The 16,691-nt window shown below is 32.8% G+C and carries 13 protein-coding genes; 2 read left to right on the forward strand and 11 right to left on the reverse strand.

The window, feature by feature from the left end; all coding sequences use genetic code 11:
* Positions 1–82: 82 nt before the first annotated feature.
* The 9 genes from ypfJ to B0A75_RS05135 form a co-directional block, all read right to left on the reverse strand.
* A complete protein-coding gene (ypfJ, locus tag B0A75_RS05095; protein ID WP_089053211.1) occupies positions 83–934 on the reverse strand; it encodes a KPN_02809 family neutral zinc metallopeptidase in 852 nt (283 codons plus the stop codon).
* A gap of 88 nt (positions 935–1,022) precedes the next feature.
* Positions 1,023–5,075: a PAS domain S-box protein gene (locus B0A75_RS05100; protein ID WP_089053212.1), complete on the reverse strand. Its 4,053-nt coding sequence runs from the start codon at positions 5,073–5,075 to the stop codon at positions 1,023–1,025.
* 93 nt (positions 5,076–5,168) lie between these two features.
* Positions 5,169–5,963, reverse strand: a complete 795-nt coding sequence (locus tag B0A75_RS05105) for a hypothetical protein (protein WP_089053213.1) — start codon at positions 5,961–5,963, stop codon at positions 5,169–5,171.
* Between the two features lie 111 nt (positions 5,964–6,074).
* Entirely contained in the window at positions 6,075–7,403 is a 1,329-nt protein-coding gene (locus B0A75_RS05110) for an aldehyde dehydrogenase (RefSeq protein ID WP_089053214.1), read from the reverse strand.
* Positions 7,404–7,477: 74 nt separating this feature from the next.
* Positions 7,478–8,167, reverse strand: a complete 690-nt coding sequence (locus B0A75_RS05115; protein WP_089053215.1) for an RluA family pseudouridine synthase — start codon at positions 8,165–8,167, stop codon at positions 7,478–7,480.
* Positions 8,168–8,258: 91 nt separating this feature from the next.
* Positions 8,259–8,609 (reverse strand): four helix bundle protein, encoded by a 351-nt coding sequence (locus B0A75_RS05120; RefSeq protein ID WP_089053216.1) that lies wholly within the window; start codon positions 8,607–8,609, stop codon positions 8,259–8,261.
* 96 nt (positions 8,610–8,705) lie between these two features.
* On the reverse strand, positions 8,706–9,524 hold the full coding sequence (panB, locus tag B0A75_RS05125) for a 3-methyl-2-oxobutanoate hydroxymethyltransferase (RefSeq protein WP_089053217.1): 819 nt from the start codon (positions 9,522–9,524) through the stop codon (positions 8,706–8,708).
* A 50-nt stretch (positions 9,525–9,574) separates the two neighbouring features.
* Positions 9,575–10,771, reverse strand: coding sequence for an SH3 domain-containing protein (locus B0A75_RS05130; protein ID WP_089053218.1), 1,197 nt, complete (start codon positions 10,769–10,771; stop codon positions 9,575–9,577).
* A 109-nt stretch (positions 10,772–10,880) separates the two neighbouring features.
* Positions 10,881–12,308: an L-serine ammonia-lyase gene (locus tag B0A75_RS05135; RefSeq protein ID WP_089053219.1), complete on the reverse strand. Its 1,428-nt coding sequence runs from the start codon at positions 12,306–12,308 to the stop codon at positions 10,881–10,883.
* A 322-nt stretch (positions 12,309–12,630) separates the two neighbouring features.
* On the opposite strand from B0A75_RS05135, the gene B0A75_RS05140 reads away from it, so the two are divergent.
* Both B0A75_RS05140 and B0A75_RS05145 read left to right on the forward strand, forming a co-directional pair.
* The gene (locus B0A75_RS05140) at positions 12,631–14,778 is read left to right on the forward strand and encodes a cation:proton antiporter (RefSeq protein WP_089053220.1); all 2,148 of its coding nucleotides are present in this window, start codon (positions 12,631–12,633) and stop codon (positions 14,776–14,778) included.
* A gap of 28 nt (positions 14,779–14,806) precedes the next feature.
* On the forward strand, positions 14,807–15,547 hold the full coding sequence (locus B0A75_RS05145) for a DUF2625 domain-containing protein (RefSeq protein WP_208861257.1): 741 nt from the start codon (positions 14,807–14,809) through the stop codon (positions 15,545–15,547).
* 9 nt (positions 15,548–15,556) lie between these two features.
* Here the strand turns inward: B0A75_RS05145 and B0A75_RS05150 are convergent, their stop codons facing one another.
* Both B0A75_RS05150 and B0A75_RS05155 read right to left on the reverse strand, forming a co-directional pair.
* Positions 15,557–16,240 (reverse strand): mutarotase, encoded by a 684-nt coding sequence (locus B0A75_RS05150; protein ID WP_089053222.1) that lies wholly within the window; start codon positions 16,238–16,240, stop codon positions 15,557–15,559.
* 6 nt (positions 16,241–16,246) lie between these two features.
* Complete coding sequence (locus tag B0A75_RS05155; RefSeq protein WP_089053223.1) at positions 16,247–16,615, reverse strand: iron chaperone; 369 nt, start codon at positions 16,613–16,615, stop codon at positions 16,247–16,249.
* Positions 16,616–16,691: the final 76 nt, after the last annotated feature.

Below are 16,691 nucleotides of genomic sequence, written 5' to 3' on the forward strand. Positions count from 1 at the left end.
TCTAAAATGAACTTATATGAATAAAAAAAAGCATGATAATTACATCATGCTTTTTGGTTGGTTATTATATTTGGTTGGTGTATTATCGAATTTCGTCAAATGTATTTCCCTGTTTAATATCGCCGGTTCTAAAACCTTTTTTAAACCAGTACATTCTTTGTTCTGATGTACCGTGTGTAAATGAATCAGGAACTACCTGACCTTGCATTTTGCTCTGTATTGCATCATCTCCAACAGCATTAGCGGCGCTTAAGGCTTCTTCGATATCTCCTTCGTCCAGCGTTTCCTGATTATCATGTGCCCATACTCCGGCATAAAAATCAGCTTGAAGTTCTAGGGCTACCGAAAGTTTATTGGCTTCGGCTTGACTTTTACCTTCTTGTGCCTGATGCATTTTTTCAGAGGTTCCTAGTAATGTTTGCACGTGATGGCCAATTTCATGCGCTATAACATACGCAATTGCAAAATCACCGCCCTCAGCACCAAATTTGGATTTTAGTTCTTCAAAGAAGCCTAAATCCATATATACTTTTTGATCGCCTGGACAATAAAATGGTCCGGATGCTGATGAAGCTCCGCCGCAAGCAGTATTTACAGAGCCTTTAAAAAGCACTAATTTTGGGTTTTTATAAGTCATACCATTTTCGGCAAATATTTTGCCCCAGGAATCTTCAGTTTTAGCCAAGACAGATCTAACAAAATGTCCCATTTCTTCATCTTCCTTACTTAATGGAGCGGCTGCTTCAGTTTGTGTCTGTTGTCCGCCTTGCATTTGTTCTAAAACCGGAGTGATAAACTGCGCATTTTCACCGCCAAAAACATTTACTAACAAAATAATGATACCGATAATTCCGCCTCCAACGGCTACCTTTCCGCCAGAAATTGATCTTCTGTCTTCAACGTTATCACTTTCTCTGCTTCCTTTCCATTTCATACTTTGCTGTTTTTTAAAAAGTTATGTTTGTTGTACGAATTTATATATTTTTTGGGAATTACATGTTATTGGAGGTAATTTACTTTTTTTATTTCAACCATTTTGCCAAAATTTCTTCTACAATACCTTTCATAATAGGCTTTGAGATATAGTCGTTCATTCCTGCTGTTATGCATTTATTTCGTTCTTCTTTTTCGGCGCCTGCCGTTACGGCAATTATGGGGGTATGCTCTCCCGTTATTGTGCTTCTTATAGCTTTGGTGGTTTCATATCCATTCATAATTGGCATTTGAATGTCCATAAAAACAAGTGTCGGATTAATGCTTTCGAATTGTTTTACAGCTTCGTAGCCATTTTCACATTCGTAAATAATAGAATTGCTGTATAAATTTGAAATGATGGTTTTTAGCAGCAGCATATTAACTTTGTTGTCCTCAACGATTAAAAATTTAATTTTCTCATTGTTTGAACTATTATTAATTTGGTCGTACTCTGAGTTTAAAGTTTTGAGTTTAGTGTTATTTTTTTCTGCCCCGCTTTGATTTCGGGTTTTTAGATTTAAATCGAAGAAAAAATTACTTCCTTCGCCAATTTTACTTTCCAGCTGCAGTCGGCTGTCCATTAAAGCTAATAGCTGATTGGATATCGTTAATCCCAATCCGGTTCCTCCAAATTTTCTAGTTGTGGAGCTGTCTGCTTGCGAAAAAGCTTTAAATATTTTTTTCTGATTTTTTTCAAGAATCCCAATTCCTGTATCTATAACAGAGAAACGCATAATACAATTGTTGTTCTTTGTTTTTTTAACAACAGAAACATTTAGTCTAATAGAGCCTTCATTGGTGAATTTTACGGCGTTTGAAAGCAGATTAATTAATATCTGTTTTAATCGGACAATATCTGTCCAGATGTATTTAGGAACTTCTGGATCGATATTTAATTCAAGTTGAAGATTCTTTTGATTAGATTCAAAAATAATTAAATCAAAAACTTGTCCCAATACTTTTTTAATGTCGTATAAGTCGATAAAAAGTTCAAGTTTTCCGGCTTCAATTTTAGAAAAATCTAGTATGTCGTTTATGATTTCTAATAAGGAATGGGCAGATTGATTAATAGTTGTGGTATATTTTTCTTGAATTCCTTCGAGTTCAGTTTGCATCAATAAATGCGTAAAACCAATTATACCATTTAGAGGTGTTCTGATTTCATGTGATATATTAGCAAGAAAATCTGATTTTGATTTGTTTGCAGCTTCAGCCAGTTGTTTTGCTTTTATGGCATCTTCAGTGACTTTTTTGTTTGTAATGTCAAAATAAATACCTCCTACAAATTCTATTTCGTCTCCTTTTTTTATTACATCACCAAATTCTTCGATCCAAATATATTCGCCGGTTTTTCTTTTAATTCGGTAAACATTATGAAGCGGAATTCCGTTTTGAAGATTGTGAATTTGATTTTTAATTACTTTTTCACGATCGTTGTGGTGAATAAGTGATAAAAAAGATAAGTTGTTTTCTATAAATTCAGCTTTAGAATAACCTGTTAAGTTTTTTATTTCGTCGTTTAGGAAGATTTTGGTAGATATTGCGTCAAATTTTGACAAGTAAACTGTTCCTGGAATATTGTTGGCAATTAACTTAAATTTCTCTTCGCTTTCTAGGATTTTGGCCTCATTTTGATTTCGCTCGAGAGCTGATGAAATATTATTAGCCAGAACTTGAAAGATGTAAATTTCTTCTTCAGACCATTTTCGTTCAGAAGTGCAGTCGTCAAAGCCTATAAAGCCAGTAAAAACATCATTAATATACAAGGGCAGAATCAGAATTGATTTTATTTGATTGTCAAGTAAAAGTTGTTTAAAAAAGGTTTTTTTGAGCTTACGTGTGTACGTTTTCAAAATACTTTTGTTAAGTACAGCTTTATGAATTTCTTTTAAATTGTCTTCTGTTAATTGTTTTAATGGTGTTATTTGATGTTCTACACCGTTTCTTGACCACTTGTATTTTTGAGTAAAAGTATTGGTCAGAAAATCTTTTTCATAATAAAACATATGATCTGCTTTTGAGGCTTTTCCTATTAGATCATATGTTTCCTGAAACATTTCTTCGGTAGATTTGCTAAGTAAAAATTTCTCTGTACAAAGAGAAAGTGCTGAAAGCAGCTGACTTTTGAATTCTAATTTACGCTCTGCATCTAATCTCATTTGCGATGAAATTGCAAGTGAAATTACATCTGAAATGGTTTTAGCGTAGTTAATGTCTTCATTGTCCCAATCTCTTTTTTCTTCTGTGCTTTCAAAACAAACTACACCAACCAGTTTTCCGTTCAAGAAAATAGGAACGTCCAGCATTGATTTGATGTTGTTTTTTGTAAAGTACAGTCTCTGAAATTCTGATGTTTCTAATTTATTAAAAACATCTGGAGCGTTTATGACAACTTTATTTTTTAGCGTTTCAAAATAGATTGGATAAGATTCCTGATCTAATATGTTTTTGTCACTTGGACTTTGATTGTCGCCGCTGAATAAGTTTTTGCAAGTAATTAAGTCTTTTCGGTATTTCCAGAAGCTGACTCTGTTTGATTTGCTTACTATCGATGCTTCTTTGATAATGTAGTCAAGAACTGTGTTTAAATTGTGGTATTTGCTAAAGTCAGCAGTTGATAGTTTTTTTGTAGAGTTATTGTATGCTTCAATTTTTTCGAGACGTCTTTTTTTCTCGTTTTCAGCATTTTTAGTTTCGGTAATATCTCTTGCAATTCCGGCATAACCAGTTGTTTGACCTAAATCATTTTTACGGATAATAATATTTTGAGAAATCCATATTTCTTGCCCGTTTTTCTTTAGAATAGGAATCTCGATTGTAGGGAATTTGTTTTCGTTGACTACAATATTTTCATAAAAATCTACGGCGGTTATTGAGTGGCTTTCGTGAATAAAATTTGAATAATGGTGTTTTAATATTTCATTTTCGGTGTAGCCTAGAAGTGTGTAAGCAAATTCATTTATGAATGTAAAATTACCGTCGGCATCAATTTCAAAAATAATATCTCTTGCTGTCTGAATTAGGTTTTTGTATTGGTCTTGTACGTTAAATTGTTCAGTAACGTCCTGTCCGATACTTATAATTAGATCTTCAGTAAATTTTTTATCTTTCCATTGAATGTGTTTGTATTCGCCGTTTTTACTTTTCAGCTTCCATGTATAAGTTTTGTTTTCTTCCCGATCAAGTATCGGTTCTTTTTCATTTTGCTGGTTTTCTTTTGCAAAGTGCCAAAAATTTAAGCCAATAACTTCTTCTGGCTGATATCCCAAAATAGAAGAAATGGTCTCGCTGCAAAATAGTATTTTGCCTTTTTGGTTTGTTGCAATTGTTAAAGAACTTCCTTTTTGAACAATTTCATTTGCAAATCTATAGTTGTCATCATTGTTTGATAAAACGGCATATTTTACATGATTAACAATGAAAATTAAAATGCAAAAATTAATTAATAGAACAGAAGATTTTATTGGAATTAAATGAAAAGAAACGGTCGCAAGAAGAAATATAAACGTTAGGCCTACAAAAAACCAATATATTTTTATTGGTTTTAAAATGTTGTACGAGAAGAAAAAGGAAATTAAAAAAACAATAACAGGAACAACATCGGTACTGAGGCGAACAATATTATAACATACATAGCTTATGTATATAAAAAAGCAAGTAATAAATATGTTTTGAATTTTGTCGCGCAGCCATTTTATTTTGTCTACCAGCAGATAAATGAATAAAACGAAGAATCCAATCGAAACATTTGTTACTAATAAGCTTTTCGGGCGGATTTTGAAAATCTCATTAATGATCTCGATTACAATAACCGCAATTCCAAAAAATAAAATGTAAAGCTGATATTCTTTTTTAGCTGTTTCGGCTTCTTTTGTTTTTTCAATAAAATACCCAATTTTAGTTTTAATTTTAAAAAACTGGTAGATTAATAATGCTAAAAAAGCAGCTAATGAAAGTCCGAGTATAATAAGTTTTGGACTATTGAAAAAAATAAGATCTAAACTGAGAGCGTATGATTTTGTCATGATTGATTTCAGAGAATTACCAAAAGTGGTAATTCCTGAAATCAGTACATTGAAAAAACTATAGCTTTCTGTCATAGATTTTGAGAGAGTTAGTTTTCGTAAACAACATTTTAAAAAATTCAAATAAAAAGACCTGTTTGAACTCTTTTTATTTGAATTTTTTGTTTTTTATTCGAAATCTGATTGTCCTATAGAATCAATTGAATCTTGCTCTTCTTCTTCGCTGAAAATTGAAAAATAAGTCGCATAGGTAATTGATGTATTAAAAACAGCTGTAAAAATAACACCAACACAACAAGCTACAAGACCTACTAATGATCCAAGAAATCCAATTATAAATAGGCAAAATATTATAACAGGGTTTTTAGTTACCAAGATTATACTTGATTTAATAGCATCTATGGCTTTTAAATTTCCAAAAATGATTAGTGGAATTGTAAAAAAGGTGAAAAAATTGATGAATAAAGAAACTCCTGTTCCTAAATATCCTAAGCCTAAGCTTTCTGTAGAGTAAGAGATTCCATTAGTAACAAGCCCTATAATAAAAGCAACTGCAAACAATTGAAGAAAATAAGGAGCTCTATAATAAGTGAAAATTGTTGAAACATTAAATTCTTCATCTTTATCTGCACAATCAGCCATTTTTAAGAATCCTGCGCCCAAAGGAGCAAATACAGCTGTAACTGCAGCAAGTGAAACAGCAGTTACTACTTGTTGAATGTAGCTTAAGTTTTGAATTTGAAAATTTTCTAAGAAATTCTCAGATAAGCTTTTAACGCCATAAAAAGTTACAGCTAATCCCATAATTACAATTACTACTACGACTGAAAATACTAGAATTATAAGCCCGGAATACAATGCAATTTTTTTGAAATTTTCAAGGGCATAGTTGAAAATAGTCGAAAAATCTATTGAATAGCCATTTTTTTTGATGTCTTCAATTTGGTCAAGTGTAGCTTTCATTTTAAGAGTAAAATTGTTAAATATAGTTTGTGTTTGGTACCATAATAGTCAATGGTAAATATAGTATATTTAATCAATTTCGTCTAAAAATCCTAAAATTGTTTTTGCTTCTTAAATCCAGCTTAATACCCTTTTTATTGAAGCTAATTTGTCTTTGTATGGAGCGTAGCGCATAGGTAAATCAAGCCAGTTTGCTTTTTTTACAATTGCTTTATGATGAGAGAAAGTATCAAAACTCATTTGACCATGATAAGCCCCGATGCCGCTGTGCCCGACACCGCCAAAAGGAAGTCTTTTGTTCGAAAAATGAATTACAGTGTCGTTGATGCATCCGCCTCCAAAAGAATAGCTTGTGATCATTTTTTTTGCAAAAGATTTATCGTCGCTAAAAACATAAAATGCGAGAGGTTTTTCGTAACGACTGATTACGTTATGAATGTCGTCTTCAGTCTCATAAACAAGAATTGGCAAAATTGGACCAAAAATTTCTTCGCTCATTACTGGGCTGTCTAAACTTGGTTCTTCAATTAGGGTAGGAGATATGTAAAGCTTGTCGGCATTAGTTTCACCTCCAAAAATTACTTTATCACGTTCAATCATTTGATCTAAGCGAACCCAGTTTTTTGTATTAATAATACGTGCAAAATCTGGAGATTTGTCCATTTTTTTACCGTAAGCTTTTATGATTTCTTCCATTAAGAAAGTAATGAAATTTACTTTCATGTTTTTTTGAATCAAAATATAATCTGGTGCAATACAAGTTTGTCCCGCATTAATGAATTTTCCCCAGACAATTCGCTTTGCTGCAAGTTTTAGATTGGCAGTTTCATCAATAATACAAGGGTTTTTCCCACCCAGTTCAAGAGTTACGGGAGTAAGATTTTCGGCTGCAGCCTTGGCAATAACTTTTCCAACAGTAACGCTGCCGGTAAAGAAAATATAATCCCAGCGTTTTGCTAGTAATTTATTAGAAACTTCTATACCGCCCTCAAAAACTTCGACATGATTAATATGGAAAGTCTTTTCAATAAGTTTTGCAATTATTGCAGAAGTATGCGGAGTAAGTTCTGATGGTTTTAAAACAACTCTGTTTCCTGCTGCAACGGCAGCAATAAGCGGACATAAAGCTAATTGAAAGGGATAATTCCAAGGAGCAATAACCAGTACATTTCCGTAAGGTTCTTTATAGATATAATCTGTAGAAGGAAAATTAAGCAGAGAAGGAAAAACTCGTTTTGGTTCTGCCCAAGTATTAATATTTTTGATCGTATCTTTTAGTTCTGAAATGACATAATTTGTCTCTGTCAGGACAGCTTCAAATTCCGGCTTTTTAAAGTCATCGTACAAAGCTTGTACAATTAAATCTTCGCTTTTTTGAATGTTATACAATAACTTTTTGAGCGTTTCTTTTCTGTACCCGATGTCGTTTTTATAGTCCATTTTATGATCAGCTTATTTTTCTCTATGCAAGTTAATCGATAAAATTTAAAAAATTAACAATTATATCATAAAAATCAAATGGCATTCCAAACCGTTTCGTCAGGTGTTGGCGCTATGATAGTTATGTTTTCTTTTGATACAGGATGAATAAAAACCAATTTTCTGGCATGAAGATGAATACCTCCGTCAGGATTACTTCGGTCAAAACCATATTTTAAATCACCTTTTATTGGAGATCCAATTGCGGATAATTGTGCACGAATTTGATGATGACGTCCTGTATGAAGATTAATTTCCAGCGCCGTATAATTTTGAAGTTCTTTGATTATTTTATAATCTAAACTAGCCAGTTTGCTGTCTGAAACTTCTTTTAAATGGGCTTTTGAAGTGTTATTTTTTTCGTTTCTTTTTAAATAATGAACCAATTTAGCAGACGCTTCTTGAGGTTTGTTTTTTACAACTGCCCAATACGTTTTTTGAGTTTCACGATTACTGAACAATTCGTTCATTCGAGACAATGCTTTACTGGTTCTCGCAAAAACAACAATACCAGTTGTGGGACGATCTAAACGATGAATCACACCCAAAAAAACATCTCCAGGTTTATTGTATTTGTCTTTTATGTATTCTTTTACAATATCAGATAATGGTTTATCTCCCGTTTTATCGCCTTGAACAATATCGCCTACGCGCTTATTAACTACAATAATGTGATTGTCTTCGTGAAGAACTTGGAGATTGTTTTTATCTGAAATAATTTTCATAATTAGACTGGCTTAGACTGCTTAGATTTTTAGACTGACTTAGATTTCTTAGACTTTAGATTGACTTGGACTTCTTAAATTTTAGTTTTTTTTACAATAAAGTTGCTCTAAACCTAGAAGTCATTTTAGTGATTTCTTCTAGCATATTAATTAGTTCTGTTGTGTTTTCTTCATTTAGAAAGCCTAAATCAGATGAAATCAAAAGTTGAGTTTCAACTTCATAAGCAGATCCAATTGCAATTTCTAAAAATCTAGCAAAATCTTTATTCGAATTTCTCGAAGAACCTTCAGCTATATTTGAAGGAATGGATACAGCTGCTCTTCTTAATTGATTAATTATTCCAAACTTTTCATCATTAGGAAAAGTTGATGTTATTGAATATATTTTAGAACAAAATAATCTACTTTTTTTCCAAATCAAAAGTTCTTTGAATTGATGCATAATTTTAGATTTATATATTTCTAGACTTCTTAGATTTTTAAAAGAATGAAAATTTCTAAGAAGTCTAGAATCTAAGAAGTCTAAGATAGTCTAGACTTAATATTGTTCATTAGAATTTGGGAAATCACTAGACTTAACATCGGCTGCATATTGACCAATAGCTGTTGTCATTTCTTCGTATAAATTTAAGTAACGACGTAAAAAGCGCGGACTAAATTCGTTGTTCATTCCTAACATATCGTGGATAACTAAAACTTGTCCGTCAACACCTCCTCCAGCACCAATTCCTATAACTGGAATTGAAATACTTTCAGCTACTTTTTTAGCTAAATCGGCTGGGATTTTCTCCAGAACAACTCCAAAACAACCAATTCTCTCCAGCATTTTAGCATCTTCAATTAATTTTTCTGCTTCAGCATCTTCTTTTGCGCGAACGCTGTAAGTTCCAAATTTATAAATTGACTGAGGAGTTAAACCCAAATGTCCCATAACTGGAATACCTGCGTTAAGTATTTTTTTAATTGATTCTTTAATTTCTTTTCCGCCTTCAAGTTTTACTGCATGTCCTCCGCTTTCTTTCATAATTCTGATAGAAGAACGTAAAGCTTCTTTTGGGTCAGATTGGTAGCTTCCAAAAGGTAAATCTACTACAACCAAAGCTCTTTCGACAGCACGAACTACAGACGAAGCATGATAGATCATTTGGTCTAAAGTAATTGGCAAAGTCGTTTCGTGACCCGCCATAACGTTTGATGCAGAATCACCCACTAAAATCACATCGACTCCTGCGGTATCAACAATTTTAGCCATTGTATAATCATAAGCAGTAAGCATAGAGATTTTTTCTCCGTTGCTTTTCATTTCTATTAACGACTTTGTTGTGATTCTTTTATAATCTTTTTTTGCTACTGACATTTTATTTTTTTTTGATGATGTAAAAGTATTGAATAATTGTAAATTGAGAATCAGCAATAAAAGAATATTTCGATGCTGTATAGTTTCCCGTCTTTAAATTCTATTCTAAATTGGCTGTCTTCCATTAGTATAGAATAGATATGAGGCCATTTTAGCGAAGCTTCAATATAAGTTCCATATTTTTCAATGAAAGCTTTTTCGGACATGGTATGGTCTAAAACCGAATTTGGGTTTATAATAAGTTTATTGTTTTCATTGATAAAAACCTTAACGATTTCGGCTTGATTTTGTTTTTCATCTACAGATGAGTGTAAGTCTGGGTAATAATAAAACAAGTCACTTAAATAAATACCGCATTCATCGCCTACGCTCGCTTTTTTTGCTGGTTCTCCAAATATTTTTAATAAGTCTTTTTGAGTTAAGAAAAGTGATTTTGTTTTGACTCCTTTCAATGAAAATTCGGCTTTTTTGACAAATGCACTAATTTGTTCTGGCAGCTTATGTTTGGTCAAGCCTTTTGCAAGTGCCATATTCAATTCGGTATCAGCGATTAATTTAGGATCATTTAACTGTTTGACAACTTCATAATAGCGTTGATAGGCTGGAGTTAATTTGTCATATTCACTATTCCAAGCTAATTCAACAAGTCGCTCGCTTATCGTTTTTCGTTCGGTTACAGCATTAACATCAAGTTTGTCGAAGTCTTTTAATAAAGTTTCAAAGTTTGGTCTTACACCAAGGAATTTTCTTAAGGTAAATTTTGCATATTCTTCGTCAAAATTACCATTAATGTTAACCCATTCTTCTGAATTTTTAGGAAGATAATTTACTGGTACCGGATCTCCTGTAAACAAAATTTCTCTGATTTTTGAATTTTTGTCAGGTAAAGCTCTGGCTTTTAAACCTGCCGCTAAAACAAATAAATGATTACCGCCATAATAAGCGTCGCCGCCTTCTAGAATTGGGTTTTCATTATCTTTAATCTTAACATCTCTGGCGTTTAAACTTTTTGCTACGAATTTATCAGGAACATAACCTTCGTTAAAATTATCGGCTTGTACTTTATACCAGCCATTTTTACTTTCTGATAATAATCGAACTTCGGCTCCATATTTAAAATAACCTAAAAACTCAGCAGCAGTATTCGTTGTAGTATAAAGTCTTGTATCTGAGTTAAGAAAATAGCGCTGTTGCGAATGCATTAAAACAGAGCAGAATAGGGCAATTATGAAGTTGAGCTTTTTCATGAAGTTTTTTTGTTTGCAACGAATTTCACCAATTTACACGAATTGTTTTTAACCAAGAAGGATAGAAATCAGTATAAATTGGTGAAATTCGCGGCAGACTTTATAAAATTTAACAATCAGCCATATTTACAGCAACAGCCAATCCACCTTCAGAGGTTTCTTTGTATTTTGAATTCATATCTTTTGCCGTCTGCCACATAGTATTAATAACTTTATCTAAAGGCACTTTTGCATTTTTAGAATCTGTTTCAAGTGCTAACTCGGCTGCATTTATAGCTTTTATGGCACCCATTGTATTTCTTTCAATACACGGAATTTGAACTAATCCGCCAATAGGATCACAGGTTAAACCTAAATGATGTTCCATAGCGATTTCAGCAGCCATTAAAACCTGAGCAGGGGTTCCGCCCATTAATTCGCATAATGCTGCCGCTGCCATTGATGACGAAACGCCAATTTCGGCTTGACAACCGCCCATTGCAGCAGAAATAGTAGAACCTTTTTTGAAAATACTTCCAATTTCGCCAGCAACCATCAAAAACTGCTTTATTTCTTTTTCGCCGGCTTTATGGTTTTCAATTACTAAATAGTACATCAAAACAGCTGGAATTACGCCGGCGCTTCCATTAGTTGGAGCTGTAACAACACGTCCCAACGACGCATTTACTTCATTTACAGCAAGTGCAAAACAGCTTACCCATTTTAAGATTTGACGAAATTTTACTTCCGTTTTTCTTATTTCTTCAAGCCACGATTGCGGATCGTTATAGTTGGATAAACCAATTAAATTTTGATGCATATCAAAAGCTCTTCGACGCACATGTAATCCGCCAGGAAGAATTCCTCCTGTATGACAGCCTATATACATACATTCAAGCATAGTATTCCAAATACGCATAAGTTCTGAGTGAATTTCATCTTCAGAACGCATGGATTTTTCGTTTTCATAAACAATCTCCGAGATTGATTTTTGCTCTGTAACAGTATAGTTTAAAAGCTCAACGGCATTTTGTATTGGAAACGGAAAGGCACATTTTATTACCTCTTTAATTTTGGCATTTTCGCGCTCTTCTTTTACAACAAAACCGCCGCCAATAGAGTAAAATGTAGATTCGTACTCAGAATCATCAGCTTTATAAGCTGTAAATTTCAGTCCATTTGCATGAAAAGGAAGAAACTCTTTATTGAAAACAATATCTTGAAGAAAATAAAAAGGAACTTTATATTGATCTGCGAGAATGATCTCGTTTGTATCTTCAATGTTTTTTATAATTCCAGCAATGTTTTCTACTGGAATATATTCAGGATCTTGACCGCTTAAACCCAGCATTACTGATAAATCAGTAGCGTGTCCTTTACCGGTTAAAGAAAGTGATCCATACAAATCGACTTTTACTCGAGTAACTTGATCTAAAAGCGATTCGTTTTTTAACTCTTCTAAGAAGCGTTCGGCGGCTCTCCAAGGCCCCAAAGTGTGTGAGCTCGAAGGGCCGACACCAATTTTAAGCATATCAAAAACAGAGATACATTCTTCCATTGTTCAATTTTTGTTATGACAAAGATAATTGAATAATGCAATGAAGTTTTACTTTCAATTAGAAATCTTGCGATTTTGTTAAAAAAGATATTAAATTTTAATAATTTGACAAGGAACTAAATTTAATTGGTTAATATAAGGCTTTAGTAAAGAGTTTAGTAATTTTTTTTAGGTATTTTTGTAATAGATGCAAGTGCAAAAACAATATGTTTAGACTTTCGCAAAAACAAATTTAATTATATCTTCAGATAAAAAATATTCTAATTTAAGACACCATTTTGAGAGAAAATTAAAATACCACAATGAAGATTAAAATTACACTATGATAGAATTTTTCAAGCATTTTTTACAAGAATTCGAATTACCGTTAAGCAACCCAGTATTGATTTTTTCGTTAATACTTTTTATTATCTTGTTGTCTCCCATTTTACTTAAAAAAATAAATATTCCAGGTATTATAGGTCTTATCATTTCTGGAGTAATCATTGGTCCGCATGGACTTAACATACTTGCCAAGAACTCAGCAATCGATTTGTTTTCGACCATAGGACTTTTGTATATAATGTTTATTGCGGGTTTAGAATTGGATATGAACGAGTTCAAAGCCAATCGTAATAAGAGTTTATTGTTTGGTTTTTTTACATTTATTCTGCCGCTCTCTGTTGGTTTTCCCGTTTGTTTTTATCTTTTAAAATATGATTTTAATGCGAGTTTTTTAACAGCGAGTATGTTTGCAACACACACTTTGGTGGCATATCCTATTGTGAGTAAACTTGGTATTGCAAAAAATCAAGCAGTTGCTATAACAGTAGGAGGAACAATTTTAACAGATACTGCCGTTTTGATTATTCTAGCGGTAATTATGGGAAGCGCTCAAGGAAGTCTAAATCAGGCTTTTTGGATAAAACTTGGAGTTTCACTTGCCATTTTTTCGGCTATTATGTTTTTAGTGATTCCAAGAATTGCAAAATGGTTTTTTAAAAAATTAGAAAGTGAAAAACACGCGCATTATATTTTTGTGCTGTCAGTAGTTTTCTTTGCGGCGTTTTTGGCAGAAGTAGCAGGAGTGGAGCCTATTATTGGTGCTTTCGTTGCGGGTTTGGCATTGAATCCTTTAATTCCGCATTCGTCAGCTTTAATGAATAGAATTGAGTTTATTGGAAACTCATTATTTATTCCGTTTTTCTTGATTTCTGTGGGAATGCTTGTTGATATAAGTGTAATTTTAAGCGGACCAACGGCTTTAATTGTAGCAGCAACTTTGAGTGTTGTGGCTATTTTTGGAAAATGGATTGCCGCCTTTTTTACTCAAATTGTTTTTAAATATACAAAGACTGAAAGACAACTTATTTTTGGCTTAAGCAGTGCACACGCTGCTGCAACTCTAGCTGTAATTTTAGTGGGTTTTAAAGCTAAAATTCTTGATGAAAATATTTTAAACGGAACTATTATTCTGATTCTGATTACTTGTATTGTGGCTTCATTTGCAACTGAAAAAGCAGCTAAAAAAATCGCCATTTGCGAAGAGGAAGTTTCTACTGAAGATGCAGATAAAGATCAAATATTAGACGAACATATTTTGATTCCGCTGGCTAAAACTTCGGCGACAGCCAGTTTATTAGATTTTGCACTTTTAATAAAAGACAAAAAATCAGCTAATCCGGTTACGCTTTTAACCATTGTGCCTAATAATGATCAAGCCGAAAAGAATATTTTAAAGTACCGAAAAGCAGTCGATAAATTTGTAATTCAAGGTTCAGCTTCTGAAGTTAAGATTAATACAATTGCCAGAATTGACCATAATCCTGCAAGCGGTATTGCAAGAACTTCTAAAGAAATCATGTCGGATATTGTGATTGTGGGCTGGCCGAGAAAAACAGGATTTTTAGATAAAATTTTTGGAGAAAATGTAGATTCGATTATTAATAATGTTGATAAAAGTTTATTCATTTGCCGTTTTCAAAAAACATTTATAGAAGATAAAAGACTGGTATTTATTTGTCCGCCATTTTCGGAAAGAGGCGTAGGTTTTCAGCTTTTACTGCAGAAAATTTCAAGATTATCACAAGAATTAAGTATTCCGATTGTAATTTATGCGGAGTATAAAACACATCAAACTATTCAGCAGATTGCCAATAGTTTGAAGCTAAATGCTAAATTCGGCTTTAAAAGCATTTTAGATTGGGATAACTTTGAAGCTATTTCAGATGAAATAAAACCAAATGATTTAATTGTTTTTAATTTATCTAGAAAAGGTTCTGTGTCTTATCAATCTATTTTTGAGAGACTTCCTCAGAAATTCGAGAAATTCTTCGGAGACAATAACATTATTTTAGTTTATCCGCAAGATGATCGAAAAGAAAGTTCTATGGATGCTTACGAAGATTTTACGGCAACGCCGCTAACCAAAAGTTTAGAAGCAATTGAGCAGATTGGACGTGGTTTGGGAAGTATTTTGAAGAAAGGTTAGGCAATTTTTAAAGTTATAAACCGCATAGATGACACGAAATTTTCTATTAATTATAATGATATGTTTTACTTACACGTTAAGTGCACAGAACAAAATGAAAAAAGCAGAAGAACTTATAGATAAAGCTGATCCGGGATGGCCGGTTGTTGAAGATTGGATTAAAACGGCAAAAAATAAGGTTGAGGTTTTACCTGTTGATGCGGTAAAAGCTAAAGAAGTCTTATATAAAACTCAGGTAACTACACGTTCAACTATGGGAGCGGTTGTTTTTATGACCGGCGGTATTTTAGTCGACAATGGCTGGATTCGAATTTTGGGTTCTGGAAATTCAAGATTTAATAGAACTTTACCTGATTGGAATAAAGGAAAATCGTTTAATGAGTTTGGCGAAACACCTTCTTTTTTATTAATTGCTGATGATGCAATTGGCGGTTTTTATTTATTGAATGGCGGCGGATTAGGAAATGATTTAGGGAAGATTTACTATTTTTCGCCTGATAATTTAGAATATGAACCGCTTGATATTACTTATTCTGAGTTTCTAGGTTTTTGTTTTAATAATGATTTGGATAAGTTCTATGAAGGAAACAGATGGAATGGATGGCGTGATGAGGTTTCGAAATTAAAAGGCGACGAGGTCTTTAATTTTTATCCTTTTCTTTGGACGGCTGAAGGAAGTGATATTAATAAAAGCACACGAAAAATTATTCCAATTCAAGAACAATACAGCTTGAATTTAGAATTGAGAAAACAGCTGGGTTTTCAGTAGTTAAAAACGTTATAAGTCAAAGTTTTTCAAATGAATTGTATTTTCTTTCCTTTGATACCAGTCATTAAAGACTAGTTCTAATTTATCCACTTTAAAAAATCCAAAATTGTAATCACGAAACTCTTCTGTAATTTCAATTAGTTTCTCGGCGGGATTTACAAGTTTTTCTGTAAAACGCATTACTGTTGAATGCGCTGTAGAAATGGAATATCGGCTGTCGATACTTTGCTCTAAAGCTGAATTTTTGAAGTTTTCTCGAAGCTTATTTCTTAAGTTATTCAAAGATTCATCTGTGGGGAAGCCTTGAATCATTATCGCTGAATTTGAGGCAGTAACACCTCGAAATTCGATCGTGATTTCGTCTAGATCTATTAAGCTTTTCTGAATCGTATTTATATATTCTTCAACAGCAATTTTATCTAAGTTAAAACCTTGGTAACATGAAATAATAGAGAGTACGGTAATATGAATATCTGAGTTTGGATAATAATACTGAGACGGTTCAACGGCTTTTAATTTCTCTAAAAACAGCTGAATTTCGGTATTAGCTTTTTCGTTTGGACGAGCAAGAAGTGTAATTCCAAATCTAGAATCTGAACTATCATTAATATAAGGATCTAAATTATATTTTTCGTTTAAAATAGCTTCAGAAGCACTTTTGTAAAGTTGATTATAATGTTCTGTTAAATTCATTTAGACTTATTTCTTTTTCGCTTTTTCCAGGTTTTCTTTTACTCTAAATTTTACAATTTTAGTAATCAAGTCGTAGGGGATTTTTTCTTTTAAAGGAAACTGAACAGAACCTTTTCCGGATTTATATTTTGAGAGTTCCTCAGCAAAAGCTTCGTGACCGCTTGGCAAAGCATACAAACCTATATGATTTTTAAAAGCAGCAAAATAAACCACGATTCCATTTTGTTCAAAAGCAGGCATCGAATAACTAATTCTTTCTTTGGCTTCTGGCGCAGCTCGCTGAATTGTCATTCGAACTTTCTCTAAAATTTCTTGAATGTCATTTGGAAATGCGCCAATATATTCGTCGATATTTTCTGGTTTTTTTGTTTCCATTGAAATGAAATTAATTTAAAGTTGTTTTCTTTTTAATCTCGCAATCCCAATAGTTATCGGGAGCGAAGCCGCAAAT

It is taken from the genome of Flavobacterium oncorhynchi, from assembly GCF_002217355.1.
Taxonomy (GTDB): Bacteria; Bacteroidota; Bacteroidia; order Flavobacteriales; family Flavobacteriaceae; genus Flavobacterium; species Flavobacterium oncorhynchi.